Origin of the sequence: Pannonibacter sp. XCT-53 (assembly GCF_009915765.1) — a bacterium.
Lineage (GTDB): Bacteria > Pseudomonadota > Alphaproteobacteria > Rhizobiales > Stappiaceae > Pannonibacter > Pannonibacter tanglangensis.
In genome coordinates this window covers 1-24,075 of record NZ_JAABLQ010000003.1, presented here as the reverse complement: position 1 = coordinate 24,075, position 24,075 = coordinate 1, and the positions used below count along the sequence as shown (strand labels likewise).

Annotated in this window: 20 protein-coding genes and 1 tRNA gene; 10 read left to right on the top strand and 11 right to left on the bottom strand. The window is 66.5% G+C overall.

The features are described from left to right. Positions 1 to 8: 8 nt before the first annotated feature. From GWI72_RS17120 to GWI72_RS17110, 3 genes are all read right to left on the bottom strand, one after another. The gene (locus GWI72_RS17120) at positions 9 to 1,010 is read right to left on the bottom strand and encodes an adenosine kinase (RefSeq protein ID WP_161677747.1); all 1,002 of its coding nucleotides are present in this window, start codon (positions 1,008 to 1,010) and stop codon (positions 9 to 11) included. A 29-nt stretch (positions 1,011 to 1,039) separates the two neighbouring features. Then, positions 1,040 to 1,930, bottom strand: a complete 891-nt coding sequence (locus tag GWI72_RS17115) for a prephenate dehydratase (protein WP_161677748.1) — start codon at positions 1,928 to 1,930, stop codon at positions 1,040 to 1,042. A 62-nt stretch (positions 1,931 to 1,992) separates the two neighbouring features. Further along, positions 1,993 to 2,727 carry a 3-deoxy-manno-octulosonate cytidylyltransferase gene (locus GWI72_RS17110; RefSeq protein ID WP_348272710.1) on the bottom strand — a complete coding sequence of 245 codons (735 nt, stop codon included), beginning with the start codon at positions 2,725 to 2,727 and terminating at the stop codon, positions 1,993 to 1,995. Positions 2,728 to 2,924: 197 nt separating this feature from the next. On the opposite strand from GWI72_RS17110, the gene GWI72_RS17105 reads away from it, so the two are divergent. The 7 genes from GWI72_RS17105 to GWI72_RS17075 all read left to right on the top strand — a co-directional run bounded on the left by GWI72_RS17105 (position 2,925) and on the right by GWI72_RS17075 (position 12,858). Continuing rightward, the gene (locus GWI72_RS17105; protein ID WP_161677750.1) at positions 2,925 to 3,470 is read left to right on the top strand and encodes a c-type cytochrome; all 546 of its coding nucleotides are present in this window, start codon (positions 2,925 to 2,927) and stop codon (positions 3,468 to 3,470) included. Positions 3,471 to 3,618: 148 nt separating this feature from the next. Further along, complete coding sequence (locus tag GWI72_RS17100; protein ID WP_161709460.1) at positions 3,619 to 5,037, top strand: diguanylate cyclase domain-containing protein; 1,419 nt, start codon at positions 3,619 to 3,621, stop codon at positions 5,035 to 5,037. Positions 5,038 to 5,149: 112 nt separating this feature from the next. Beyond that, positions 5,150 to 7,024: an extracellular solute-binding protein gene (locus tag GWI72_RS17095; RefSeq protein ID WP_161709459.1), complete on the top strand. Its 1,875-nt coding sequence runs from the start codon at positions 5,150 to 5,152 to the stop codon at positions 7,022 to 7,024. After that, positions 7,021 to 8,910 (top strand): extracellular solute-binding protein, encoded by a 1,890-nt coding sequence (locus tag GWI72_RS17090; RefSeq protein WP_161677753.1) that lies wholly within the window; start codon positions 7,021 to 7,023, stop codon positions 8,908 to 8,910. The genes GWI72_RS17095 and GWI72_RS17090 overlap by 4 nt, the downstream gene beginning before the upstream one ends. Positions 8,911 to 8,940: 30 nt before the next feature. After that, the gene (locus tag GWI72_RS17085; RefSeq protein ID WP_161677754.1) at positions 8,941 to 10,050 is read left to right on the top strand and encodes a microcin C ABC transporter permease YejB; all 1,110 of its coding nucleotides are present in this window, start codon (positions 8,941 to 8,943) and stop codon (positions 10,048 to 10,050) included. Between the two features lies 1 nt (position 10,051). After that, a complete protein-coding gene (locus GWI72_RS17080; protein WP_161677755.1) occupies positions 10,052 to 11,200 on the top strand; it encodes an ABC transporter permease in 1,149 nt (382 codons plus the stop codon). A gap of 17 nt (positions 11,201 to 11,217) precedes the next feature. Then, entirely contained in the window at positions 11,218 to 12,858 is a 1,641-nt protein-coding gene (locus tag GWI72_RS17075) for an ABC transporter ATP-binding protein (RefSeq protein ID WP_161677785.1), read from the top strand. 45 nt (positions 12,859 to 12,903) lie between these two features. Here GWI72_RS17075 and GWI72_RS17070 read toward each other — a convergent pair whose 3' ends face one another. From GWI72_RS17070 to aroA, 7 genes are all read right to left on the bottom strand, one after another. Next, on the bottom strand, positions 12,904 to 14,127 hold the full coding sequence (locus GWI72_RS17070; RefSeq protein ID WP_161677756.1) for a lytic murein transglycosylase: 1,224 nt from the start codon (positions 14,125 to 14,127) through the stop codon (positions 12,904 to 12,906). A gap of 88 nt (positions 14,128 to 14,215) precedes the next feature. After that, positions 14,216 to 14,806 (bottom strand): histidine phosphatase family protein, encoded by a 591-nt coding sequence (locus tag GWI72_RS17065; RefSeq protein WP_161709458.1) that lies wholly within the window; start codon positions 14,804 to 14,806, stop codon positions 14,216 to 14,218. Beyond that, positions 14,803 to 15,747 carry an NAD(+) diphosphatase gene (gene nudC, locus GWI72_RS17060; RefSeq protein WP_161709457.1) on the bottom strand — a complete coding sequence of 315 codons (945 nt, stop codon included), beginning with the start codon at positions 15,745 to 15,747 and terminating at the stop codon, positions 14,803 to 14,805. The genes GWI72_RS17065 and nudC overlap by 4 nt, the downstream gene beginning before the upstream one ends. Positions 15,748 to 15,768: 21 nt before the next feature. Then, positions 15,769 to 16,179: an HIT domain-containing protein gene (locus GWI72_RS17055; RefSeq protein WP_161709456.1), complete on the bottom strand. Its 411-nt coding sequence runs from the start codon at positions 16,177 to 16,179 to the stop codon at positions 15,769 to 15,771. A 187-nt stretch (positions 16,180 to 16,366) separates the two neighbouring features. Next, positions 16,367 to 18,064, bottom strand: a complete 1,698-nt coding sequence (rpsA, locus tag GWI72_RS17050) for a 30S ribosomal protein S1 (protein WP_161709455.1) — start codon at positions 18,062 to 18,064, stop codon at positions 16,367 to 16,369. Between the two features lie 369 nt (positions 18,065 to 18,433). After that, complete coding sequence (gene cmk, locus GWI72_RS17045; RefSeq protein WP_161709454.1) at positions 18,434 to 19,060, bottom strand: (d)CMP kinase; 627 nt, start codon at positions 19,058 to 19,060, stop codon at positions 18,434 to 18,436. Further along, entirely contained in the window at positions 19,057 to 20,412 is a 1,356-nt protein-coding gene (aroA, locus tag GWI72_RS17040) for a 3-phosphoshikimate 1-carboxyvinyltransferase (RefSeq protein WP_161678187.1), read from the bottom strand. The genes cmk and aroA overlap by 4 nt, the downstream gene beginning before the upstream one ends. A 238-nt stretch (positions 20,413 to 20,650) precedes the next feature. Between aroA and GWI72_RS17035 the strand changes: the two genes are divergently transcribed. The 3 genes from GWI72_RS17035 (at position 20,651) to GWI72_RS17025 (ending at position 21,854) form a co-directional block, all read left to right on the top strand. Beyond that, on the top strand, positions 20,651 to 21,034 hold the full coding sequence (locus GWI72_RS17035; RefSeq protein WP_161678185.1) for a TIGR02300 family protein: 384 nt from the start codon (positions 20,651 to 20,653) through the stop codon (positions 21,032 to 21,034). 148 nt (positions 21,035 to 21,182) lie between these two features. Beyond that, positions 21,183 to 21,258, top strand: a tRNA-Ala gene (locus GWI72_RS17030). 245 nt (positions 21,259 to 21,503) lie between these two features. Continuing rightward, positions 21,504 to 21,854, top strand: a complete 351-nt coding sequence (locus tag GWI72_RS17025) for a cupin domain-containing protein (RefSeq protein ID WP_161678183.1) — start codon at positions 21,504 to 21,506, stop codon at positions 21,852 to 21,854. A gap of 205 nt (positions 21,855 to 22,059) precedes the next feature. Here the strand turns inward: GWI72_RS17025 and GWI72_RS17020 are convergent, their stop codons facing one another. Next, positions 22,060 to 23,739, bottom strand: coding sequence for a Na/Pi cotransporter family protein (locus GWI72_RS17020; protein WP_161709453.1), 1,680 nt, complete (start codon positions 23,737 to 23,739; stop codon positions 22,060 to 22,062). Positions 23,740 to 24,075: the final 336 nt, after the last annotated feature.

Genomic DNA, 24,075 nt, shown 5'->3' with positions numbered 1-24,075 from the left:
GAGCTGTCTCAGAGCGCGAAGCCGGCCTGTTCCACAATGGCCTTCAGCGGCCGTTCCGGGCGGGCGCCGACATGGGTGATGACCGTCGAGGCGCAGAGGCAGCCCAGCTCCGTGGAGCTCTTCAGGTCGCGGCCGCGCGCCAGGCCGAAGAGGAAGCCGGATGCGAACAGGTCGCCCGCCCCGGTCAGGTCGACAACCTCGCTCACCGGCAAGGCCGGCGCGTGCACCGTCTCCTCGCGGGTGATCGCCATGGCGCCGTTGCTGCCGAGCGTCAGCGCCGTGAGCTTGCAGGTCTCCCGCGCCGCGGCAATGGCGGTGTCGAGGTCCGACGTCTGATAGAGCGACTTCAGCTCGTGTTCGTTGGCAAACATCAGATCGACGACGCCATCGCGCAGCAGGCCCTGGAACTCGTCACGGTAGCGGTCGACGCAGAAGGCATCCGACAGGGTCAGCGCAACCTGCCGGCCATGCGCATGGGCGATCCGCGCGGCTTCCAGGAAGGCCAGCTTCGCGGCCGGCGGATCCCAGAGATAGCCCTCCATGTAGGTGATTGCCGATGCCGCCACCACGTCCGGATCCACGTCCTTCGGGCTCAGTTCGACGCAGGCTCCGAGATAGGTGTTCATGGTCCGCTCGCCATCCGGCGTGATCAGGATCATGGACCGTGCCGTCGGCGCGCCGCCGACCAGCGGATCGGTGTTGAAGTAGACGCCGGTGCCCTTCATGTCATGAGCATAGCTGTCGCCCAGCTCGTCGCGGGCGACCTTGCCGAGATAGGCCGGCTTGCCACCGAGCGAGGCAATGCCAGCGGCGGTGTTGCCGGCGCTGCCGCCCGAGATGCGGACCGTCTGCCCCATCTTGTCGTAGAGACGCAGCGCCTCGCCGGTGTCGATCAGGCGCATCGACGCCTTGACCAGCTTCTCGGCCACAAGGAAGTCGTCGTCGACATGGGCGAAGACGTCGCAGATGGCGTTGCCGATGCACAGGGCATCAAACTTCAGTTCTGTCATGGGGACCCTCGGTCTGGACTGGCCGGGTTTCAGGGAGCGGGATTGGGCCGCAGCGCGCGGTTGGCCTCGGGCTCGCGGATCTTGTCGCGGAAGGGGCTGGCGCGGTAGACGCCGAGGACCTTCAGCTCGGCGCAGAAGAAGGCCAGCTCCTCGAGTGCCAGCGCGACATTCCGGTCATCCGGATGGCCTTCGATGTCGGCATAGAACATGGAGGCGAAGAACTGTCCCTCGAGCTGGTAGGATTCCAGCTTGGTCATGTTCACGCCGTTGGTCGCAAAGCCGCCGAGAGCCTTGTAGAGCGAGGCCGGCACGTTGCGGACCCGGAAGATGAAGGTGGTGATCACCGGCAGGCCGCTGTTGGCGGCACGGGCCGGCTCGCGCGACAGGATCAGGAAGCGGGTGGTGTTGTGTTCCGCGTCCTCGACGTTGCGCTTGAGAATGTCGAGCCCGTAGACCTCGGCAGCCATTTCCGGGGCGAGGGCGGCGGCCGTCAGGTCTCCGGCCTCGGCGACCTGGCGCGCGGACCCGGCCGTGTCGGCTCCGACAATCGCCTTGAGGCCGAGATCGCGGATGATGTTGCGGCACTGGCCGAGGGCCATGACGTGGCTCTGGACACTTTTCAGGTTTTCGATCCGCGCGCCCTTCGGGGCCATCAGCTGGAACCGGATCGGCATGAAATACTCGCCGATGATGTGCAGGTTCGCCCGCGGCAGGAGATGATGAATGTCGGCCACGCGCCCCGCGATCGAGTTCTCGACCGGGATCATGCCGTAGTCGGCCTCGCCGGATTCCATGGCGGCAAAGCAGTCCTCGAAGGTCGCGCAGGGCACGGCGAGGTAGTCCGGATAAACACTGCGGCAGGCCATGTGCGAATTCGCACCGGTCTCGCCCTGGAACACGATCTTCTTGCGGTCAGACATCAGCGTCGAGGCTTTCTTGCGGTTCGGTCGGTATGGAATGGCACGGGAAGGTTACGGCGAGGTCAAAGCGACGCGAAGACCTTGCGCACCCGTTCGAGATCCTGGGGCGTGTTGACGTCCATCGGGGCGCTGTCGATCAGGCTGATGTCGATGCGCATTCCGGCCTCCAGCGCCCGCAGCTGCTCGAGCTTCTCGCGCTTCTCGAGCGGCGACGGGGCGAGGGTGACAAAGGTCGACAGCGCCTTGCGGCGGTAGGCATAGACGCCGATGTGCTGGTACAGCGGACCGGGTCCGGTCGGCGCGGTGGCGCGGGTAAAGTACAGCGCGCGGTGGCGGGCGCCCGACAGGGGCGAGGCAATCGCCTTGACGAAGCTCGGATCAACCTTGTCCGCCTCGTCGCGGATTTCCGTCATGATCGTGCCGATGTCGACCGCCGGATCGGCGAGCGGGGCAAAGGCTGCACGGATTGCCTCCGGCGCGATCAGCGGCACGTCGCCCTGCAGGTTCAGGATGACGTCATGACGGCCGTCCGGGTCGATCAGCTCGGCCGCCTCATGGATGCGGTCCGAGCCGGACTCATGGTCGGGCCGCGTCATCACCGCTGCGCCGCCGTGATCGCGGACGGCCTCCAGGATGCGCAAATCGTCGCAGGCAACCGTCACGGGCCCGATGTCGGCAGCCAGCGCCTGCTCCAGCACGCGCACGATCATCGGTTTGCCGGCAATGTCGGCGAGGGGCTTTTGCGGCAGCCGGGTGGCAGCCATGCGGGAAGGAATGACGACAAGTGCGGATGTCACGACCGGCTCCGGTGCGCTCGATCGGCCCCCTGCGACAAAAAGCATCGCGCGAAGCCGAATTTCAGTGTGCCGCGACTTTTATACCTATGGACAGCGGCGTCAAAAAATTTGTAGGTTCCAGCCAATTTTGATGAGGGCAGATTATGGTTCGCGCCGACGGTGCGGGCCATGGGCGCGTTAATCTGGAGCCTGACCGAATGGATTCCTTTGAGCTGAACAAAGCCGCCGGTGCGGTTTTGATGGTGCTTCTGCTGACGATGGGTGTGGGCATCGTCTCGGATGTCATCTTCACGCCAACGACCCCGGAAAAGCCGGGTTATGAAATCGTCGTCGCATCGGCCGAGAGCGCGGCGCCTGCCGAGGAAGCTGCTGCCGACGTTGCTCCCCTGTCCGAGCGCCTGATGGCCGGCACGGTCGAAGACGGCGAGAAGGCCGCCAAGAAGTGCGCCGCCTGCCACAGCTTTGAAAAGGGTGGCCCGAACAAGGTTGGTCCGGATCTGTGGGGCCTGCTCGGCCGCAAGCCCGGCACCCATGCCGGCTTCTCGTATTCCACCGCCATGGTCGCCTTCGGCGAAGCCAACCCGGCCTGGACCTTCGAGCATCTCTATGCCTTCCTCGAGAACCCGAAGGCGCATGTCCCGGGCACCTCGATGGGCTTTGCCGGCATCAAGAAGGCCGACGAGCGCGTCGACCTGATCGTCTACATGAACAGCCTTTCCGACAGCCCGCTGCCGCTGCAGTAAGTCGCTGGACCGGAACCGGTTTCACGAGACCGCGCCCTGAAAAGGGCGCGGTTTTTCGTTGTTTGTACCGCGTCCCACAATCCTCTTTTTACGAACCTGTCGTAGCGTCGAGACGGGGGCGATGAGCCCGGCATGGGGAAACGGCGTCTTGATCCGACTGGTCAGCCTGCTGAACCGACGCAAGGGATTTTGGCATGCACTGGCGGTTGCGCTGGTCGTGCTGCTCGTCGGCGCGAGCCTGACGACCTATGTCGGCAACCTCATCCGCGACGCCAATGTCGACCGGCACAAGGCTGCGGCCGTCTCCGTGCTGTCGGAGGCACGGGCCCGTCTGCTCGGCACCATCGGCCGGACCCTGTCCCTCGGCACCGGCCTGATGAACTATGTGGTCGTCAATCCCCGCATCGGCGAATTGCAGTTTCGCCGCTACAGCGCCGAGATGATCGCGCAGGACAGGAGCATCCGTTCCATTGCCCTGGCGCCCGGCAACGTGGTGCGCTTCGTTCATCCGCTGGAGGGGAACGAGCGCGTCATCGGGCTCGACTATGCCAGCAATCGCGAGCAGTGGCGGGGCATCCACCAGGCCATGGAAAGCCGCTCCGTGGTCCTCGCCGGTCCGGTCAATCTTGTCCAGGGTGGACGCGGCATCCTCGCGCGGCTGCCGATCTATGTTCCGGCCTTCGGCAGTCCCGGAGAGCCGGCCCGCACCTACTGGGGCATTGCCTCCGTGATGTTCGACGAACAGGCGATGCTGGCATCGGCTGGTCTGAGCACCCTTGTCGGGGAATACGAGATTGCGCTGCAGGTCCCGGGGGATGGCGAGCGGCCGACATCCACGATCCTGGGGCAGCCGGACCTGTTCGAGCGTGATTCGGCGCGCCTCGACGTCCTGCTCCCGGGGGCGGTGTCGTGGCAGCTGGCTGCGATCCCGCGCCAGGGCTGGGTGCACACGTCGACGGAATTCTGGCTGGCAGTCGCGGCCGGCTACGGCGCGACGCTGTTGCTTGCTGCCATGAGTTTCTTCGTTGTCTTCGAGATGTTGCGGGCGCGCCAGCTCGCCCATCATGACCCGCTCACGGGCCTGCCCAACCGCCGCCTGCTCGAGGACCGCATGGAGCAGCTTGCGAGCTTCAGCGACCGCTCCGGCCTGGGCTTCCAGGTGTTCTTCGTCGACCTCAACGACTTCAAGCCGATCAACGACCAGCATGGCCACGCCATCGGGGATCTCATGCTGGTCGAGATCGGTCGCCGGCTGCGGTCGGAGACCCGGCGGGCCGACACCGTGGCGCGAATCGGTGGCGACGAGTTCGTTGTCCTGACCCCCGGCCTGATGCAGGAGGCGGATGCGGCCCAGTTCAGCCGGCGGCTCGCGGCGGCGGTCTGCGAGCCGATGACAATCGGCGCGGCGACGCTGTCGGTGAAGGCCAGCGTCGGACGGGCCTCCTATCCCCAGGACGCCCGCAGCATCCGCGAGCTGCTCGACCTCGCCGACACCCGGATGTACGCCCAGAAGCAGCAGCGCTTCGAGACGCTCTTCACCGAGGTCCGCGCGGCCAACGGTTCTTAAATTTCTGTCATCTCACGTTTTCCCCGGTGACGCGGCGGCGGACAGGCACTTACACTTGTGTCTGACCGACCGGAGTCGTTTCCGGTCTCGCCGTCGAATCGGGAGACACCAGATGACCGCAGGCCCGAAGGCACCCAAGGCTGTCTTTCTCGCCCTAGCCGCTACTCTCCTGCTTGCACCGGTCACCACCGTCCGCGCCCAGAGCCCCGAACCGGTCTGGCAGCATGCGACGGCGCTGTCCGGAACGCCGAAATACGGCCCGGACGTGACGCATTTCGAATATGTCAATCCGGAGGCGCCGAAGGGCGGCTCCGTGCGCCTGGCCGACACGGGTGGCTTCGACACGTTCAATCCCGTCCTGCCCAAGGGCAACCCCGCGCCCGGCATCGGCCTCATCTACGACACGCTGATGGAAACGGCGCTCGACGAGGTCGATATCAGCGGCTCCTACGGCGTGATCGCGGAGGCCATGCGCTATCCCGATGATTACTCGTGGGTCGAGTACCGGCTCAATCCCAAGGCCCGCTGGCACGACGGCAAGCCGATTACCGTGTCGGATGTCATCTGGTCGTTCCAGAAGATCACCGAGGTCAGCCCGCCGCAGAAATTCTACTACAAGAATGTCGTCCGGGCCGAGGAGCGCCCCGGTGGGGTCGTGCGCTTCGAGTTCGACGTGAAGGGCAATCGCGAGCTGCCGCACATCATGAGCCAGCTGCTGATCCTGCCGCAGCACTGGTGGGAAGGCACCAACGCCCAGGGGGAAAAGCGCGACATCGCGCGCGGCACGCTGGAGCCGCCGCTGGGCAACGGTCCCTACCGGATCAAGTCCTTCGTCGCCGGCCGCGATGTCGTCTACGAGCGGGTGCCCGACTACTGGGGCGCCGACCTGCCCATTCGGGTCGGAACCAACAATTTCGACGAGATCCGCTATGTGGTCTTCATGGACCAGGCTGTCGAGCTGGAAGCCTTCAAGGGCGACCAGTACGACTTCCGCCAGGAGCTGAGCGCCAGCCAGTGGGCCAAGGCCTATGATTTCCCGGCGATCCGCGAGGGCCGCGTCGTCAAGGAAGAGTTCGTCGACAAGGGATCGGGGCGCATGCAGGCCTTCGTGCCGAACCTGCGCCGCCCCAAGTTCCAGGACGCGCGCGTCCGCCAGGCCCTGAACTATGCCTATGACTTCGAGACCACCAACGAGATCGTCTCGGCCAACCTGCTGAAGCGCATCGGCTCCTATTTCGCCGGCACGGATCTCGGGGCCACCGGTCTGCCGACGGGCAAGGAACTGGAAATCCTTGAAACCCTGCGCGGCCAGATCCCGGAAGAGGTGTTCACGACCGAGTTCCGCAATCCGGTCGGCGGCAACCCGGAAAATGTCCGCAACAACCTGCGCCAGGCGGTCCGCCTGCTGACGGAGGCCGGGTTCAGGCGCGAGAACGGCCAGATCATCGACCCGACCTCGGGCGAGCAGTTCACGATCGAGTTCCTGTATTTCGACAAGAGCGCGGAACGCACCCTGCTGCCCTATGCCAAGAACCTCGAGAGCATCGGCATCCGCCCGGTGCTGCGCCTCGTCGACCAGCCGCAATACATCAACCGCATCAACAGCCGCGACTTCGACATGGCGACGCTGGTCTGGGGGCAGTCCCTGTCGCCCGGCAACGAGCAGCGGGATTTCTGGGGCTCCGAGGCAGCCGACCGGGAGCAGTCGCGCAACTACGCCGGGATCAAGAACCCCGCCGTCGACACGCTCATCGACCGGATCGTCTTCGCCAAGGACCGCGCGGAGCTGGTTGCGGCGACGAAGGCGCTGGACCGCGTGCTGCTGTGGAACCACTACGTCGTGCCGCAGTTCTATGCCGACAAGGACCGGACCGTGCGCTGGAACCGCTTCGGTCACCCGGCGAAGATGCCCGAGTTCACCTTCGCCTTCCCGACGATCTGGTGGTACGACGCCGCGCTGGCGGCCAAGACGGGAGCTCCGAAATGACCGACCATCTCCAGCCGACCCGGCGCACGCTTCTCAGGCTGTCGGCCGCAGCGGCGGCGGCAGCGACCCTGCCGCTCGGCGCCTTCGGCACCTCCGGCGCCGCACGCGCGCAGCCTGCGTTGCGGCACGGGCTGTCGGTGTTCGGCGAGCTGAAGTACGCGCCCGGCTTCGAGGCGTTCGAGTATGTCCGCAGGGACGCTCCCAAGGGCGGGCGGATCTCCTTCTCCGCGCCAAGCTGGGCCTACAACCAGAACCCGCAGACCTTCAACACGTTCAACACCTTCATTCTCAAGGGCGATGCGCCGCCGCGAATGGAGATGTGCTTCGACAGCCTGATGGTGCGTGCGCTCGACGAGCCGGATGCGATCTACGGGCTGGTTGCGGCGGGCGTCGAGATTGCGGCGGACGGCAACAGCTACATCTTCCACCTGCGGCCGGAAGCGCGCTTCCATGACGGCTCCAGGCTGACGGCAGACGATGTGGCCTTCAGCCTCAACCTGCTCAAGGCGTCGGGCCATCCCCAGATCAGCCAGGCGATCCAGGAGTTCACCGAGGCCCGCGCGCTGGACGAGGCGCGTGTCGAGGTCCTGTTCTCCGGCAAGCAGACGCGCCAGCTGCCGTTGATCGTCGCCGGCCTGCCGATCTTTTCCCGCCGCTACTACAGCGCCTACGACTTCACCCAGTCCACCCTGACACCGCCGCTCTCCTCCGGTCCCTACAAGGTCGGCGCGCATGAGGTCGGCCGCTTCGTGGAGTATCACCGGGTGACCGACTGGTGGGCCCAGGATCTGCCGGTGTCGCGCGGTCAGAACAATTTTGACGTGATCCGCCTGGAATTCTTCCGCGAGCGCCAGGTCACGTTCGAGGCCTTCAAGAAGGGCCTGCTCACGTTCCACGAGGAATTCACCTCCAAGACCTGGAACACCGAATACACCTTTCCGGCGGTCACCGAGGGCAAGGTGCTGAAGAAGGAGATCCCGGACAACCGGCCGAGCGGCGCGCAGGGCTGGTTCTTCAACGCCCGGCTGCCGAAATTCGCCGACCCGCGGGTGCGGCGCGCGCTCGGCTTTGCCTTCGACTTCGAGTGGTCGAACCAGAACCTGTTCTACGGCATGTACCGGCGGACCCAGTCCTTCTTCCAGAACTCGGACATGATGGCCACCGGGCTTCCGGACGCCGCCGAGCTGGCGTTGCTCGAACCCTTCCGGAACCGGTTGCCGGCCGAGGTTTTCGGCGAGCCGGCGCTTGCGCCGGTCTCCGACGGATCGGGCAACGACCGGAGCCTGCTGCGCCAGGCGGCCCAGCTGCTCGCCGACGCCGGTCTCGAACGCCGCGAAGGGGTGCTCTACGGGCTCGACGGCAAGCCCTTCACCATCGAGTTCCTTGACGACTCGATCGCCTTCGACCGGGTGGTGCAGCCCCTCATCACCAACTTCAAGCGCCTCGGCATCGAGGCGACATCGCGGATCGTCGATCCGGCGCAATACCAGTCGCGCGAGAATGACTTCGACTTCGAGGTGACCGGACGGCGCTTCTCCCTCTCGGCCACGCTGAGCGACGAGACGCGCGACTTCTGGAGCAGCCAGTCGGCCGACCGCCCCGGCAGCCGCAACCTGTCGGGGATCAAGGATCCTGTCGTGGATGCGCTGATCGACAAGGCGCTGGCGGCCAGCACGCGCCAGGACATGGTGATCGCCGCCCGCGCGCTTGACCGTGTCCTGCGTGCGGGGCACTACTGGATCCCCCAGTGGAACAAGCCATATCACTCGGTGGCCATCTGGGACGTCTTCGGCTATCCGGAGAAACCGCCGTTCTACGACTTCCCGGTCGAGACCACCTGGTGGTTCGACACGGACAGGGCAGCCAGGATCGGCATGGCAGGCTGAGGCCTGCGCGACAAGGATCACACCGAAGACATGGGCGCCTACATCCTCCGCCGCCTTCTGCTCATGATCCCGACCCTCGTCGGGATCATGGCGATCAATTTCATCATCATCCAGTTTGCGCCGGGCGGCCCGGTCGAGCGGGTCATCGCCCAGCTTCAGGGCAACGATGTGTCGGCCACCTCGCGGATCAGCGGCGGCGGCTCCGACTTCGGCGGGACGGGCGAGGCGCAGGCAACCCCCGGCGACGTGAACACCTCCAAGTACCGTGGCGCACAGGGGCTGGATCCCGAATTCATCCGCCAGCTCGAGGTCCAGTTCGGGTTCGACAAGCCGCCGCTCGAGCGGTTCCTGACCATGCTCTGGAACTATGCCCGCTTCGACTTCGGCGAGAGCTACTTCCGCGACATCTCGATCCTTGATCTCATCATCGAGAAGCTGCCGGTCTCGGTGTCGCTGGGGCTCTGGATGATGCTGATTTCCTATGCCATCTCGATCCCCCTCGGCATCCGCAAGGCGGTGCGGGAAGGCACGCCCTTCGATGTCTGGACATCCGGCATCATCATCGTCGCCTATGCCATCCCGAGCTTCCTGTTCGCCGTGATGCTGATCGTGTTCTTCGCCGGCGGCTCGTTCCTCGACTGGTTCCCGCTGCGCGGCCTTGCCTCCGACAACTGGGCCCAGCTCTCGTGGCCGGAGCGCATCGTCGACTACATCTGGCACATGACCCTGCCGCTGGTGGCCATGGCCCTCTCCGCCTTCGCCACCACGACACTGCTGACCAAGAACTCGTTCCTGGAGGAAATCCGCAAGCAGTATGTCATCACGGCCCGCGCCAAGGGCCTGACCGACCGCCAGGTCCTCTACGGGCATGTGTTCCGCAATGCCATGCTGATCGTGATCGCCGGGTTTCCGGGCGCCTTCATCTCGGCCTTCTTCGCGGGCGCGCTGCTGATCGAAACCATCTTCTCGCTCGACGGTCTGGGGCTGCTCGGCTTCGAGTCCGTCATCAACCGCGACTACGCGGTCGTGTTTGCAACGCTGTACATCTTCTCCCTGCTCGGCCTGCTCGTGAACCTGCTCTCCGACCTCATGTACACCTGGATCGATCCCCGCATCGATTTTGAAAGTCGGGAGGTCTGAGATGACGGCACCGCTCGCCACGCCGCAGACCGCGCAGCCCGAGTTGCCGGCGAAGCGCCGCCTGTCGCCGCTGAACCTGCGCCGCCTGGCCAATTTCAAGGCCAACCGCCGCGGCTACTGGTCCTTCTGGATCTTCCTGGTTCTGTTCGGCCTGTCGCTGGTTGCCGAATTGATCACCAATGACCGGCCAATCCTCGTCTCCTACAAGGGCGAGCTGCTGGTACCGGTGCTGGTCGACTATCCGGAGGAGAAATTCGGCGGCTTCCTTGCGGTCACGGACTACCGCGATCCCTTCATCCAGGAGCAGATCGAGGCCGACGGCTGGATGCTGTGGCCGCCGGTGCGCTACTCCTATCGCACGGTGAACAAGGACATTCCGGTGCCGGCGCCGGCCCCGCCCTCCTGGCAGATGACCAAGGAGGAGCGCTGCGCCCGCTATCCGCTGGGCGCGGAAGATCCCAATTGCGTCATGGGCAACTGGAACTGGCTCGGCACCGACGACCAGGGCCGGGACATCCTCGCACGGCTCATCTACGGCTTCCGCATCTCGGTGCTGTTCGGCCTCGCGCTGACGGTTGCCTCGTCGGTGATCGGCATCGCCGCCGGTGCCGTGCAGGGCTATTACGGCGGCTGGGTCGATCTCCTGTTCCAGCGCTTCATCGAGATCTGGACCGGCATTCCCCAGCTCTACCTGATCCTCATCATCTCGTCGGTGCTGGTGCCCGGATTCTGGACCCTGTTCTGGATCCTGCTTGCCTTTTCCTGGGTGGCGCTGGTCGGCGTCGTGCGGGCCGAGTTCCTGCGGGGGCGCAATTTCGAGTACATCGCTGCGGCCCGCGCGCTCGGCGTGTCCAACCCGGTGATCATGTGGCGGCACCTGCTGCCGAATGCCATGGTGGCAACGCTGACCTTCATGCCTTTCATCCTGAACGGCTCGATCTCCACGCTCACGGCGCTCGACTTCCTCGGCTTCGGACTGCCGCCGGGATCGGCCTCGCTGGGCGAGCTGCTGGCCCAGGGCAAGAACAACCTGCAGGCCCCCTGGATCGCCATCACCGGCTTCATCGTCGTTTCGACCATGCTGAGCCTTCTGATCTTCATCGGCGAGGCTGTCCGTGACGCCTTCGATCCGCGCAAGACCTTTGCGTGAGGACACCCATGACCGACATGACTGACGCCCCTGCATCCTCGCTCCTGTCCGTCCGGGATCTTTCCGTCGCCTTCACCCAGGGCGGACAGCAGTCGTTGGCCGTCAATCGCATCAGCTTCGACATCCATCCCGGCGAGACGCTGGCCGTCGTGGGAGAAAGCGGATCGGGCAAGTCCGTCACGGCCCTCTCCGTGCTCAAGCTGCTGCCCTATCCGACCGCATCACACCCCGGTGGCACGATCCGTTTCAAGGGCCAGGAGCTGGTCGGCGCTTCCGAGGATGCCATGCGCAAGCTGCGCGGCAACGACATCTCGATGATCTTTCAGGAGCCGATGACCTCGCTCAATCCGCTGCATTCGGTCGAGCGGCAGATCTCGGAGATCCTGCGCGTGCACCGCGGCCTGGGCGAGACGGCGGCCCGTGCCCGGGTGATCGAGCTTCTGACCCAGGTCGGCATCCGCGATCCCGAAACCCGGCTGGGGTCCTATCCGCACCAGCTCTCCGGTGGTCAGCGCCAGCGGGTGATGATCGCCATGGCACTCGCCAACGAGCCCGACCTCCTCATCGCCGACGAGCCGACGACGGCACTGGACGTGACGGTTCAGGCCCAGATCCTCAAGCTGCTGAAGGACCTGCAGCAGGCGCGCGGCATGGCGATGCTGTTCATCACCCATGACCTCGGCATCGTCCGCAAGATCGCCGACCGGGTCTGCGTCATGACCAGGGGCGAGATCGTCGAGGCCGGGCCTGTCGCCGAGGTCTTCAGCCGGCCGCGTCATGCCTACACGCAGCATCTGCTGGCGGCAGAGCCGAAGGGTCAGCCGCCGGTCGAGGACCTGTCCCGCCCTGCTGTTGTCGAGACCCGTGATCTCAAGGTCTGGTTTCCGGTCAAGCGCGGTCTCATGCGCCGGACCGTCTCCCACATCAAGGCGGTCGACGGCATCGATCTGACCCTCCGCGAGGGCCAGACGCTCGGCATCGTCGGCGAGAGCGGCTCCGGCAAGACGACACTGGGGCTGGCGATCCTGCGCATGATCTCTTCGACCGGCCAGATCGCGTTCCGCGGCCAGGACATTTCCCGCTACTCGTGGAAAGAGATGCGGCCGCTGCGGCGCGACATGCAGATCGTGTTCCAGGATCCCTTCGGGGCGCTCAGCCCCCGCATGTCCGTGGCGGACATCGTCGGCGAGGGGCTGCAGGTGCATCATCCGCGCCTCACCCCGGAGGAGCGCGACCGCAAGGTGGCCACTGCCCTGGCGGAAGTCGGGCTGGATGCCGCCACCCGGTTCCGGTACCCGCATGAATTCTCGGGCGGACAGCGCCAGCGCATCTCGATTGCCCGGGCGCTGGTGCTCGAACCGAAGTTCGTCATGCTGGACGAACCGACCTCCGCCCTCGACATGAGCGTGCAGGCCCAGGTGGTCGACCTCCTGCGCGAGCTGCAACAGCGGCACAGGCTGACCTACCTCTTCATCTCGCATGACCTGAAGGTCGTGCGGGCGCTGGCCAACGACATCATCGTCATGCGCCAGGGCAAAGTCGTCGAGGCCGGCCCGGCCCGCCGGGTTTTCGAGGCACCGCAGACGGATTACACCCGCGCCCTGCTGTCGGCAGCCTTCCATCTCGAGACCGCCGACACCGGCGTCGTCAGCCAGTAGGCGTCCCGGCCGCCGCGCCGGTCTGGACCGGTCAGGCCGCTCTGCTCAATCGAGCCAGCAGGTCGCCGTGCGCCCGGCCTGCTCCTGGACCATGCCCAGGGAGCGGCGGGTCTTGAAGCCGATCAGGCCATCGGCACCGCCGACGTCGTAGCCGGCCTTCTCCATCTTCAGCTGCAGGTCGCGCACCGCGCCGCGAGACAGGTGCGGGGTGTCCTGCCAGCGGCCGACGAAGCCCGCATCCGAGCCATACCGGTCCGCCAGATGACCGACGAACAGCGCATAGACGTCGCTCTCGTTGTAGGCCTTCAGCACATAGAAGTTCTCGGTGGCGAGGAAGGCCGGACCCAGGCGGCCGGCCGGCAGCAGCAGGTTGGCCTCGCGCGCCAGCTCGCGCTCCGGGAACGGTCTGCCGCTCGCCCGCGTCACGCCCTCGGCGACGAAGTCGGCGATGCGCTGCCGGCGGTCCGGTCCCTCGCGGGTGCAGGAGACCGAGGCCGGCAACGCGATCTCGTACCCCCAGTCCCGGCCGGCGACCCAGCCCTTTTCCTTCAGGTAATTGGCAATCGAGGCGAGCGTGTCCGGCACCGAACGCCAGATGTCCCGCTTGCCGTCGCCATCGAAATCGACCGCATAGGTGAGGAAGGACGAGGGCAGGAACTGCGGCTGCCCCATGGCCCCGCCCCAGGAGCTTCTCAGCTCGGCGCGGCTGATGTGGCCGTCGGCAAGGATCTGCAGGGCCGCAACGGTCTCGCCCAGAAAGAACGCGCGCCGGTCGCCCATGAACGCCCGCGTGGCCACCACGCGCAGGCCGTCATGCGGGATCCGGGCCGCGCCGTAGCCCGTCTCGCGCGCCCAGATGGCCAGAACGATGCGGCCGGGCACGCCATACCTGGCCTCGATGGCCTTCAGCGTCGCCGCGTGCTTCTGCGCCAGGGTCCGGCCGGGTCCGGCCAGGGCGCGGAACTGGCTTTCCTTGAAGTAGCCGCCCGGCGCGCGGAACTCGGCCTGAAAATCGACCTTGGGCGGGGCCTCCGGACGGTCGGGGCGACCCAGACCCGGCAGGCCGGTGTCCGGCGTCAGCGACCGCAGTTCCCGGTCAAGCACCGACTGGGGCACGCCGGCGGCCCGCGCCGCAGGAATGACCGTCTGCGCCAGAAAGGTGGCGAACTCTGTGTCGTAGTCCGCCCGGGCCGGAGCGGGCGCACCGACCAGGGCCAGCGACGAGACGAGGGCGCAGAGGGCAGCGACAAGGTGAACCGGGCGGCGCATGGCGGATCCGTTGAATTGAGGTGGGCAGCATCGTCGCCCGGACGGGCTGATTCGGCCAGAGCCCCCGCGCTGCAAGCCGTGGACGGCGCTACAGGGCCGTCCAGTCCAGCGTGTCCGCCTGTCGCCGCTCGAGATCGAGCGGGTCGAACATGTACCAGTTGCCACCGCACGACTGGTCATGCCGCCGGGTGATCCCGACGCCGAGCAGGTGGCACTTGAGCAGGGTGCCGACGCCGCCATGGCCGCAGAACAGCACCGGGGCGCCCGCCGGAGCGCTTGCAACGACCTGTCGCACCGCAGAGACGATCCGCGCCTGCGCGTCGATGGCCCGCTCCCATCCCCGGACGCTCTGCCCGGGTGCGGCAAAGAAGGCGCTGGCCACCTCCTCGAACTCCGCCGGTGGCAGGAACCCGGTGGCGGAACGGTCGTTTTCGTGCGTCGCCTCGACGATCGTCACCGGCAAGCGGTGCGCGGCGGCAAAGATCTCTGCCGTCTCGATGGCCTTGCGTTCGGCGCTGGAGACCACGTGGCGGATGGCCCCGGCCCAGGGCAAAAGCGCGGCACGCGCCGCACGTGTCCGTCCGGTTTCCGAAAGCCCCCACGCGGGCACCGGCACGGCCGGATCAATGGCGACCTCGGGATGCGTGAGATAGACGCAGAACCGGCTGGAGCCTGTCACGCTGCGGTTTCCCGCAGCCAGCCAAGGATCAGGTGATGGGCAATCGAGATGCCCGGCGGGATCCGGTGGCCGAGCGGATGCGTTCCCGCCAGCATGGTCTCGACCTCCGCCCGGTCGCACCAGCGGCAGGCCTCGAGCTCGTCCTGGCCGATGTCGATCTCGGTCGTGAGCGCGGTGCCGCGGCAGCCCAGCATCAGGTTGGCCGGGAAGGGCCACGGCTGGTTCAGAACGACCGACACGTCGCCGACGCGCACCCGCGATTCCTCGTAGGTCTCGCGTCGCACCGCTGCCTCGACGGTCTCGCCCGGCTCCATGAACCCGGCGAGGGTCGTGAAGACGCCTTCAATCAGCCGCGGCGGCCTGCCGAGCAGAACCTTGTCGCCATGGGTGATGAGCATGATGACCACCGGGTCGGTGCGCGGAAAATGCTGCGCCTGACACGACGGACAGTCGCGACGATAGCCGGCCTCGGCCAGTGTGGTCCTGTGACCGCACCGCGAGCAGAACCGGTGGCTCAGATGCCAGTGCATCAGGGCCCGGGTCTGGGCGAGGGCTCCGATGTCTGCCTCCGGCAGGTCGCCGCGCATGGCCAGGCTCCGCAGGTCGATGACTTCCAGCCCGTCCCGGATCTCCAGGTCTTCCTCGCTGAGGCCGGCGGTGCAGGCAAACAGGGGGCGTCCCGTCGGCTCCAGCCCGAGAAAGGCCGTCTCCGCCGGATCAAGCCCCAGACGATCCGCATCGGCGCGGCTGTGACGGATGCCGCTGCCGGCGCGCAGCACCAGCTTTCCAGCGGTCGCAACCACGAAGGCGGCATCCGGCTGCGCCATCAGGCTGCGGAGCCACTCCGGGTCGCCACGGCGTTCGGCGCAGCGGTCGAGCGGGTTGACGATGAAACTCATGCCGCCCGGCGCGGTGGCCAGGGCGTAGGCGTCCTGCTGCATGTCTCTCTCCCTCGGCAGCCGTCAGGCGATCAGCCGGGCGCGCAACGCGTCAACGAGGCGCTCCTGTGCGGCGGGTTCATAGGGGGTTGCGGGCGCGGCGCCCCAGACGGGACCGGGCCAGGCCGCATCGCTCCGGAACCGGGCGATCACATGCACGTGCAACTGGGACACCACGTTGCCGAGGGCGCCGATGTTGATCTTGTCGCAGCCGGTGATGCCCTTGAGGGTCTCGGCGCAGGTGGCGATTTCGGTCATGAGCTGCAGCCGGTCCTCCGGCGCAAGGTCGGTGATCTCGACCAGGTCGCTTTGGCGCGGAATGAGCAGGAGCCAGGGGTAATTCGCATCCTTCATCAGGCGCACGGCACACAGCGGCAGGTCGGCAACAGGCAGGCTGTCGCCTTCGAGGCGGGGATTGAGGTCGAAGCGGATCATGGCGGGTCCGGTGCGGTGGGGCTGGGCCGGACACTACACCGCGCCCTCGGCCCTTGGCGAGCCGGCGCGCATCACAATCGGCAACGGATTGTCTCCACGGGCCAGACATCCCTTGCCCCGGAATGCAGAAAGGCCCGGGCGCTGGCCCGGGCCTTTCCGTGTTCTGAGCCTGTCGGCCGGATGAGGATCAGTCCTCGTCGCGGGCCTTGAGGGCTGCGCCGAGGATGTCGCCCAGCGAAGCACCCGAGTCGGACGAACCGTACTGAGCGACGGCTTCCTTCTCTTCCGCGATTTCCAGGGCCTTGATGGACACGGAAACGCGACGGGTCTTCTTGTCGAACTGCGTGACGCGGGCGTCGAACTTCTCACCGACGTTGAAACGCTCCGGACGCTGCTCGGCACGGTCGCGGGACAGGTCGGCGCGACGGATGAAGGTGGTGAGGTCGCTGTCGGCGATCTTCACTTCCAGACCGCCGTCCTTCACCTCGAGAACCTCGCAGGTGACGATGGCGTTCTTGCGGACGTCGCCGGCGGCCACGGACTCGAACGGATCACCGCCGAGCTGCTTGATGCCGAGCGAGATGCGCTCCTTCTCCACGTCGACGTCAAGAACCACGGCCTTGACGACGTCGCCCTTCTTGTACTCCTCGATGACCTGCTCGCCCGGACGGTTCCAGTCGAGGTCGGACAGGTGCACCATGCCGTCCACGTCGCCTTCGAGGCCGATGAACAGACCGAATTCGGTCTTGTTCTTGACTTCGCCTTCGACTTCCGTGCCGACCGGGAACCGCTCGGCAAACGCATCCCACGGGTTCTGCAGGGTCTGCTTGAGACCGAGCGAGATGCGGCGCTTGACCGGATCGACTTCCAGGACCATGACGTCGACTTCCTGCGAGGTCGAGACGATCTTGCCCGGATGGACGTTCTTCTTGGTCCAGGACATTTCGGACACGTGGATCAGGCCTTCGATGCCCGGCTCCAGCTCGACGAACGCACCGTAGTCGGTGATGTTGGTCACGCGGCCCGAGAACTTGGCGCTGATCGGGTACTTGGCTTCGATGCCATCCCACGGATCAGTCTCAAGCTGCTTCATGCCGAGGCTGATGCGGTGCGTGTCCTGGTTGACGCGGATGATCTGGACGCGGACGGTCTGGCCGATGGACAGCACTTCCGACGGATGGTTGATGCGGCGCCACGCGATGTCGGTGACGTGCAGCAGGCCATCGATGCCGCCGAGGTCGACGAACGCACCGTAGTCGGTGATGTTCTTGACCACGCCTTCCACGGTCTGGCCTTCCTCGAGGCTCTGGACCAGTTCCGAACGCTGTTCGGCGCGGGTTTCTTCCAGAACGACGCGGCGCGACACCACGATGTTGCCGCGGCGCTTGTCCATCTTGAGGATCTGGAACGGCTGCGGGGTGTGCATCAGCGGGGTGACGTCGCGCACCGGGCGGATGTCGACCTGCGAACGCGGCAGGAAGGCCACGGCGCCGTCGAGGTCCACGGTGAAGCCGCCCTTGACCTGGTTGAAGATCTGGCCGGTAACCTTTTCGCCCTTCTCGAAGGAGACTTCGAGGCGGACCCAGCTCTCTTCGCGGCGAGCCTTCTCGCGCGACAGGACGGCTTCACCGAGGGCGTTCTCGACGCGCTCCAGGTAAACCTCGACCTCATCGCCAACCTTGAGTTCGCCATCACGGCCCTTGACGCCGAATTCCTTCAGCGGCACGCGGCCTTCCACCTTCAGGCCGACGTCGATGACGGCCAGGTCCTTCTCGATGGCGACGATCGTGCCCTTGACGACAGACCCTTCATACAGGTCGTTCGAGGCAAAGGACTCGTTCAGAAGGGCGGCAAAATCCGCGGTGGAGGGGTTCAGTTCGCTCATAAAATCTCCTGGTGCCATTTCTGGCGGGCGCCGGCGGGCTGGTGTTGCTCGTCAGGCTTTCCAACCTCCCGGGAGCCTGTTTCAGGCTCCAGCCATGCCGTCTGCGGATGCATCCGGAATGGGCCGGCGGGCGGAAGACGGAAAACCCGTTTCTTCCTTCAAAAGACGTGCTTGCTGGCTCGCCTTGAAATCTCTCTGTCCGTCTGCCGCGGGGCAGGCGGGTTTCCCTTCCGGGCGCCGGCAGGAGGCCTGCCCGTGTCCGGCGGACCCCTGGCAAACCCGCAGGCCGGCGATGAAACCGGCAAACCTGCCACCCGGATGTCGGCCGGTCTGGCAGGTCATCAAGACCAGGCTTGATGCAGATGACGCTCAGGAAGCCCGGGCGGCTGTCACGATATCCACAGCCGCACGAAACGCCGTCTCTATATCCATTTCGGTCGTGTCAAGCAAGTGCGCGTCTGCGGCCTGCCTCAGCGGAGCGACGGTGCGGCTCTGGTCGCGCTCGTCGCGACGCTTCAGGTCCTCGAGCACGGAGGCAAAGTCTGCCTCCTTGCCCTGCGACAGCATCTCTGCCGTGCGCCGTTTCGCCCGCGCCTCGGGCGCAGCCGTGACATAGAGCTTCACGCCCGCGTCGGGGCAGACGACCGTGCCGATGTCGCGCCCGTCGAGCACGGCGCCCGGAGGGGCCTTGGCAAAGGCCCGCTGCAGGCGGACCAGCTCCTCGCGCAGGGCCGGCAGCACGGCGATGCGCGAGGCCGCCTCGCCGGTTTCATGCGCCGACAGCAGCGCCCGGTCCATGTGGCTCAGGTCGAGACGTCGGGCGATCTCGACCGCGATGGCTTCATCGCCAAGCGGCAGCCCCTGCGCCAGCAGCGCCGCCGCCACGGCCCGATACGTCAGGCCGGTGTCCAGGTGGCGCAGGCCGAAATGCGCTGCAAGACGACGGGCAAGCGTTCCCTTGCCGGATGCGGCCGGTCCGTCGATCGCGATGATCATGCGCGTGCGTCCTCCAGCTCGGCAATGTCGGCACCGAGGTCTGCAAAGAGCGTGGTAAAGGTCGGGAAGCTGGTGGCGATCACCGCGCCGTCATCGACGGTCACGGCCTTGTCGCTGGCGAGGCCCAGGACCAGGAAGCTCATGGCGATGCGGTGGTCGAGGTGGGTCGCCACCGTGCCGCCACCGATCCCGGACGCCCCGCCGGTCACGGTCAGCTCGGCCTCGCCTTCATGGCAGGGCACGCCGTTGGCCTCCAGCCCGCGCGCCACGGCCGCCAGACGGTCGGACTCCTTCACCCGCAGCTCGTCCAGACCAGGCATGTAGGTGTCGCCCTCGGCAAAGGCAGCCGCAATGGCCAGCACCGGATATTCGTCGATCATCGACGGAGCGCGACTTGCCGGTACGGTCACGCCCTTCAGCCGGCTTGCGCGGACGCGGATGTCGCCCACGCGCTCGCCGCCGGCCATGCGCTCGTTCTCGATCACAATGTCGCCGCCCATCTCGATCAGCGTCGTGATGAGGCCGGTGCGGTGCTCGTTGAGCAGCACGTTCTCGACCGTGATGTCGGAGCCCGGCGTGATCAGCGCGGCGACGATCGGGAAGGCGGCCGAGGACGGGTCGCCCGGCACGTCGATGGTCTGCGCCTTCAGCTCCGGCTGGCCCTTCAGGCGGATGATGCGCGCGCCTGCCTCGTCGATGGTCACGGAAATGTCGGCCCCGAAGCCGGCCATCATCTTCTCGGTGTGGTCGCGGGTGGCGATCGGCTCGATGACCGTGGTCTCGCCCGGGGTGTTGAGGCCGGCCAGCAGCACCGCCGACTTCACCTGGGCCGAGGGCATCGGCACGCGGTAGGTGATGGGAACCGGCACGTCGGCCCCGCGGATCGACAGCGGCAGGCGATCGCCGACGCGCGCCACGACCTGGGTACCCATCAGACGCAGCGGGTCGAGCACGCGACCCATCGGCCGGCGCGACAGCGAGGCGTCGCCGACGAAGGTCGCGGCAATCGGATGCGTGCCGAAGATGCCCATGGTCAGGCGCACGCCCGTGCCGGCATTGCCGAAGTCGATGACATGATCCGGCTCGAGCAGGTTGCCGAGCCCGACCCCGTCGATCAGGTAGGTGCCGTCGGGCGTCTTCTCGATGCGGGCGCCGACGGCGCGCATGGCCCCGGCGGTGTTCAGCACGTCCTCACCCTCGAGCAGGCCCGAGACCGTGGTCCGGCCGGCGGCAAGGGCGCCAAACATCAGCGAACGGTGGGACACGGACTTGTCGCCGGGAACGCGGATACGCCCGGAGAGCGCGGAGCCGGCGCGGGACCGCAGGGGACGGGGCGACGAATGATGAGACATGGACACTTCCGGAAGCTGCTGCGTCAAAAAAAGGTTGTCACTCCTATCACGGGCCTCTCGGGCCGTCATCAAACAGCAGTGTCGGGTGTCGAATTTTTGCTTGTACGCCGCCCGAGAATGCTTCAGACAACGAGACCGATCATTTAGCCTTTGACAGACAGGCGCGTCAGCGATATGGGCCGCGCCTCTCCGACGAGGGCAGTTTGTCCCTCACCAGCTCGAACGAAGGGTAAGCACGGTGGCAAAACCTGAACTTGGTACAAAGCGTCTGTGCCCTGGCTGCGGCGCCAAATATTACGATCTGAACCGCAACCCGATCACCTGCCCGAAGTGCGGCACCCTGTTCGACGTCGTGTCGAGCGCCCGTGCCGCCAAGGCCTCCCGCGTCATCGAGCAGGAGGATGACGAGGATGAGGAGGAAGATCTGGTCGCGCCCGAGCTGGTCACGCTGGAGGAAGCGGATGCCGAGGTCGAGGGCGATGTGGTGCCGGATCTCGAGGAAGACGAGGAAGCCGACATCGGCGACGAGCCGGAAGATGACGTGTTCATCGACGACGAGGACGAGGAAGACGAGTCCGTTCCCGGTATCGTTCTGGAAATCGACGACGATACAGACCGTTAACGGGTTAGACGGGGCTGGCTGCGGGGTTCCGGAATTGTCCACAGGGCTGTGAAGAAAAAACTTCGAATATGCTCTTGATCAATCCGGATACCCCCTCTATAAGCCAGCTCCACAAGACGCCGGTCACCCAAGCCGGCCGACGAGATACGGGGCCATAGCTCAGTTGGGAGAGCGCTTGAATGGCATTCAAGAGGTCGTCGGTTCGATTCCGATTGGCTCCACCACTTCAAAGGCAGGTTCGGCAACGAACCTGCCTTTCTGGTTTTCGGGCCATCAATCGCCCGGTCCTGCGTCCTGTCCGGCATGCGCGACGCGACGCGCCCGTCCCGCCGGTTGCCGTCGAAAATTCTGCCGGCGGCGGTTTATCCCGGCCCGTGCGTCGCGCTAGACTGCGCGCCATCCCCGCGATCCGTGCCGCGCCCTCCGGCCTGCGGACGGGTCCCGGGTGCCAGTCCTGCCGGGAGCCCTCATGCAGCATTTCCTTCCCTTCGACCTCGACGCCATCGAGCCTGAACGCGATGCCCCGGCTCCAGCCAGGCTTCTCTCCGGCCAGCCGGAATTCACCACATGGCTGGTCGAGACCCGCGAGGACGGGCGTCAGTTCTCCGGCGTCTGGCAATCCACGCCGGGCGCCTGGCGTGTCGTCTATGACGAATGGGAATTCTGCTCGATCCTGTCCGGGGTGTCGCGCCTGACGGATGCCACGGGCGCCGTGCGCGAGCTGCGGGCGGGCGACAGCTTCATCCTGGAGCCCGGCTTCACCGGCATCTGGGAAGTGGTCGAGACGACCCGCAAGCTGTTCGTCATCCGCCTGCCCTGACGCGCGCGGGGCGTGCCCCCGACCGACGTAGGGCCGCGCGGCGCACATCGGGACCCCGACGGGCCTGCGCGCCGGCAAGGCTTGCAGATCCGGCTTGAAGGTCTGGCATTAAGGTCTGGCTGGCCGGTCTGGCCTGCAGATCTGGTCCGCAGGTGCGGTTGGCGGGTCTGGCCGGAAAGTCTGGCAGGAAAGCCTGGCAGCCAGGTCAGGCGCGCCGCAGCGCCTCGCCCGGCTCGGCCAGACGGCTCTTCAGGATCAGCCCCTGTTCCTCCAGGATCGGATGGGCGACGGTGACCAGCAGGGAATTGATTTCCTTGAAGGCCCGGACGACTTCCAGATGCATGTTCGAGGTTGCGATGCTGTCGGCGTTGCCGGTCTGCAGGCGCTTCAGATGCCGTTCGTGGCTGTCGCGTTCCAGCTGCCGCATGGCCTCCTTCTCGCGCATCAGCTGTTGTGCCGACTGGGTGTCGCCCGAGACCAGCACGTTCATCGCCATCTGCAGGTTGGCCAGCACGCGGGCGTGCAGGCGCAGCATCTCGGCCCACCCCTCGTCGGAGAAGGTGAGCCGCAGGCGGATCTTCTCGTCGGCCAGGGGCAGCAGCGTCTTGGCGATGATGTCGCCGACATGTTCCATGTTGATGGCAAAGTCGGTCAGCTGCAGGCCGCGCCGCGCGTCCTCCTCCGACAGCTGGCCGCGGGTCATCTCCGCGATGAACAGCTTGATGTCGCGGTGGCGCCGGTTGACCTCGGCGTCGAGTGCCCGCACGGCGGTGATCCGCTCCGGGTCTGTCCCGGCCATCAGGTCCATGACCGGCCGGAACATCTGTTCCACCGTTTCGCCCATCAGCAACAGCTCGCGCTTGGCCGAGGCAAGCGCGAGGCCGGGGAGGGCCAGGGTGGACCGGTCCAGCGCGCTCTGCGGCCGCTGGCTCACCATCAGGTCCGGCGTCTCCTTCTCCTTGAGCAGCCGTTCCGCCAGGCGCGTGACCGGCGTGACCAGCGGCAGCGCCAGGCCGGCGAGCACCAGGTTGAAGGCAAGATGCGCATTTACCAGCTGGGCGGCCGGGCTCGCGCCGAACCAGGCCGGATCGGCGGGCACGGCCTGCAGCAGCAGGAGCCCGGCCAGCGCTGCCGCGGCGCGCACGATCAGGTTGCCGAGCGGGATCCGCCGGGCCTGCGGGCTCATGTCGCGCGTCAGCCAGAGCGCGATCACCCCGGCCCCGAGATTGGCGCCGAGGACCATCGGCAGGGCGGCGGCGACGGGCAGGACGCCGGCGCCTGCCAGCGTGGCCAGCAGCAGCACCATGGCGACGGAGGAATGCAGCCCGAAGGTCAGAAGCGCCACGAGGGCGAAGGAGGTCAGGGCGTCATTCTGCAGGTAGCCGATGACCAGCGGCAGCACGGTGCTGGACCTGAGCGGCTGGGTCGCCTCGCCGATCATCTTCAGCGACAGCAGCACGAAGCCGATGCCGAGGATGATGCGGCCGATCTGGCGCGGCTGACGTCCCTCGAACTTCAGGAACAGCACGCAGCCCGCCAGGATCAGCACCGGGATCAGTCCGGACAGGTCCAGCGACAGGATCCGGACCACGAGGGCGGAGCCGACATCGGCCCCGATCAGGGCAGCCAGCCCGGCCGCGCCGCCCAGCAGGCCGGAGCCGGCAAAGCCGGCCGCCAGCAAGCCGACCGCGGTGGAACTTTGGAGCAGGACGGCAAGGACGGCCCCGGCCAGCGCCATGCCGGCGACACCGCCCTGCGCCTTGCGCAGCCCGTCCCGCAACGCTGCGCCATAGGCCCGCTCCATGCCCGTGCGCACCATGCGCACCGCCCAGAGCAGCAGCATCACCGCAGCGGCAAGATGCAGGATCAGCAGGAGCGGGTGCATGGCAATCCTCCGGGTCCGTCGATGGATGGGATGTCATCAAACTGTCACATCACAGGTCAGGACTACGTCAGGATTGCGGTCGGGGTAAGCGGGCGCCCCCAAAATGTCGTGTGAGGACAGATGCATGTCGTATCGGCGCATCGTGAGCCGGCAAATGAAAAGGGGAGGCGTTCATTTCGCCTCCCCTGAGCCCCTTGGGGCGTTTTGGTTGTGTTGGGGGGTGAGGGGGTGTCACGGGCGTGCCGGGATGCGCTTTCCGGTGGTTGCGTCGAAGGGGTGGAGGCGGTCGGCTGGGGCGATGAAGGAGAGGGTTTCGCCGCTGGCGTGGCGGGCGGC

Coding starts and splice junctions, on each gene's coding strand:
- GWI72_RS17075 (WP_161677785.1), top strand. CDS start 11,218: ATGACTGACGCCCCTGCATCCTCGCTCCTGTCCGTCCGGGATCTTTCC.
- cmk (WP_161709454.1), bottom strand. CDS start 19,060: ATGATCATCGCGATCGACGGACCGGCCGCATCCGGCAAGGGAACGCTT.
- GWI72_RS17070 (WP_161677756.1), bottom strand. CDS start 14,127: ATGCGCCGCCCGGTTCACCTTGTCGCTGCCCTCTGCGCCCTCGTCTCG.
- GWI72_RS17105 (WP_161677750.1), top strand. CDS start 2,925: ATGGATTCCTTTGAGCTGAACAAAGCCGCCGGTGCGGTTTTGATGGTG.
- GWI72_RS17090 (WP_161677753.1), top strand. CDS start 7,021: ATGACCGACCATCTCCAGCCGACCCGGCGCACGCTTCTCAGGCTGTCG.
- GWI72_RS17085 (WP_161677754.1), top strand. CDS start 8,941: ATGGGCGCCTACATCCTCCGCCGCCTTCTGCTCATGATCCCGACCCTC.
- GWI72_RS17025 (WP_161678183.1), top strand. CDS start 21,504: ATGCAGCATTTCCTTCCCTTCGACCTCGACGCCATCGAGCCTGAACGC.
- GWI72_RS17020 (WP_161709453.1), bottom strand. CDS start 23,739: ATGCACCCGCTCCTGCTGATCCTGCATCTTGCCGCTGCGGTGATGCTG.
- nudC (WP_161709457.1), bottom strand. CDS start 15,747: ATGCAGCAGGACGCCTACGCCCTGGCCACCGCGCCGGGCGGCATGAGT.
- GWI72_RS17115 (WP_161677748.1), bottom strand. CDS start 1,930: ATGTCTGACCGCAAGAAGATCGTGTTCCAGGGCGAGACCGGTGCGAAT.
- GWI72_RS17095 (WP_161709459.1), top strand. CDS start 5,150: ATGACCGCAGGCCCGAAGGCACCCAAGGCTGTCTTTCTCGCCCTAGCC.
- GWI72_RS17120 (WP_161677747.1), bottom strand. CDS start 1,010: ATGACAGAACTGAAGTTTGATGCCCTGTGCATCGGCAACGCCATCTGC.
- GWI72_RS17055 (WP_161709456.1), bottom strand. CDS start 16,179: ATGATCCGCTTCGACCTCAATCCCCGCCTCGAAGGCGACAGCCTGCCT.
- GWI72_RS17080 (WP_161677755.1), top strand. CDS start 10,052: ATGACGGCACCGCTCGCCACGCCGCAGACCGCGCAGCCCGAGTTGCCG.
- aroA (WP_161678187.1), bottom strand. CDS start 20,412: ATGTCTCATCATTCGTCGCCCCGTCCCCTGCGGTCCCGCGCCGGCTCC.
- rpsA (WP_161709455.1), bottom strand. CDS start 18,064: ATGAGCGAACTGAACCCCTCCACCGCGGATTTTGCCGCCCTTCTGAAC.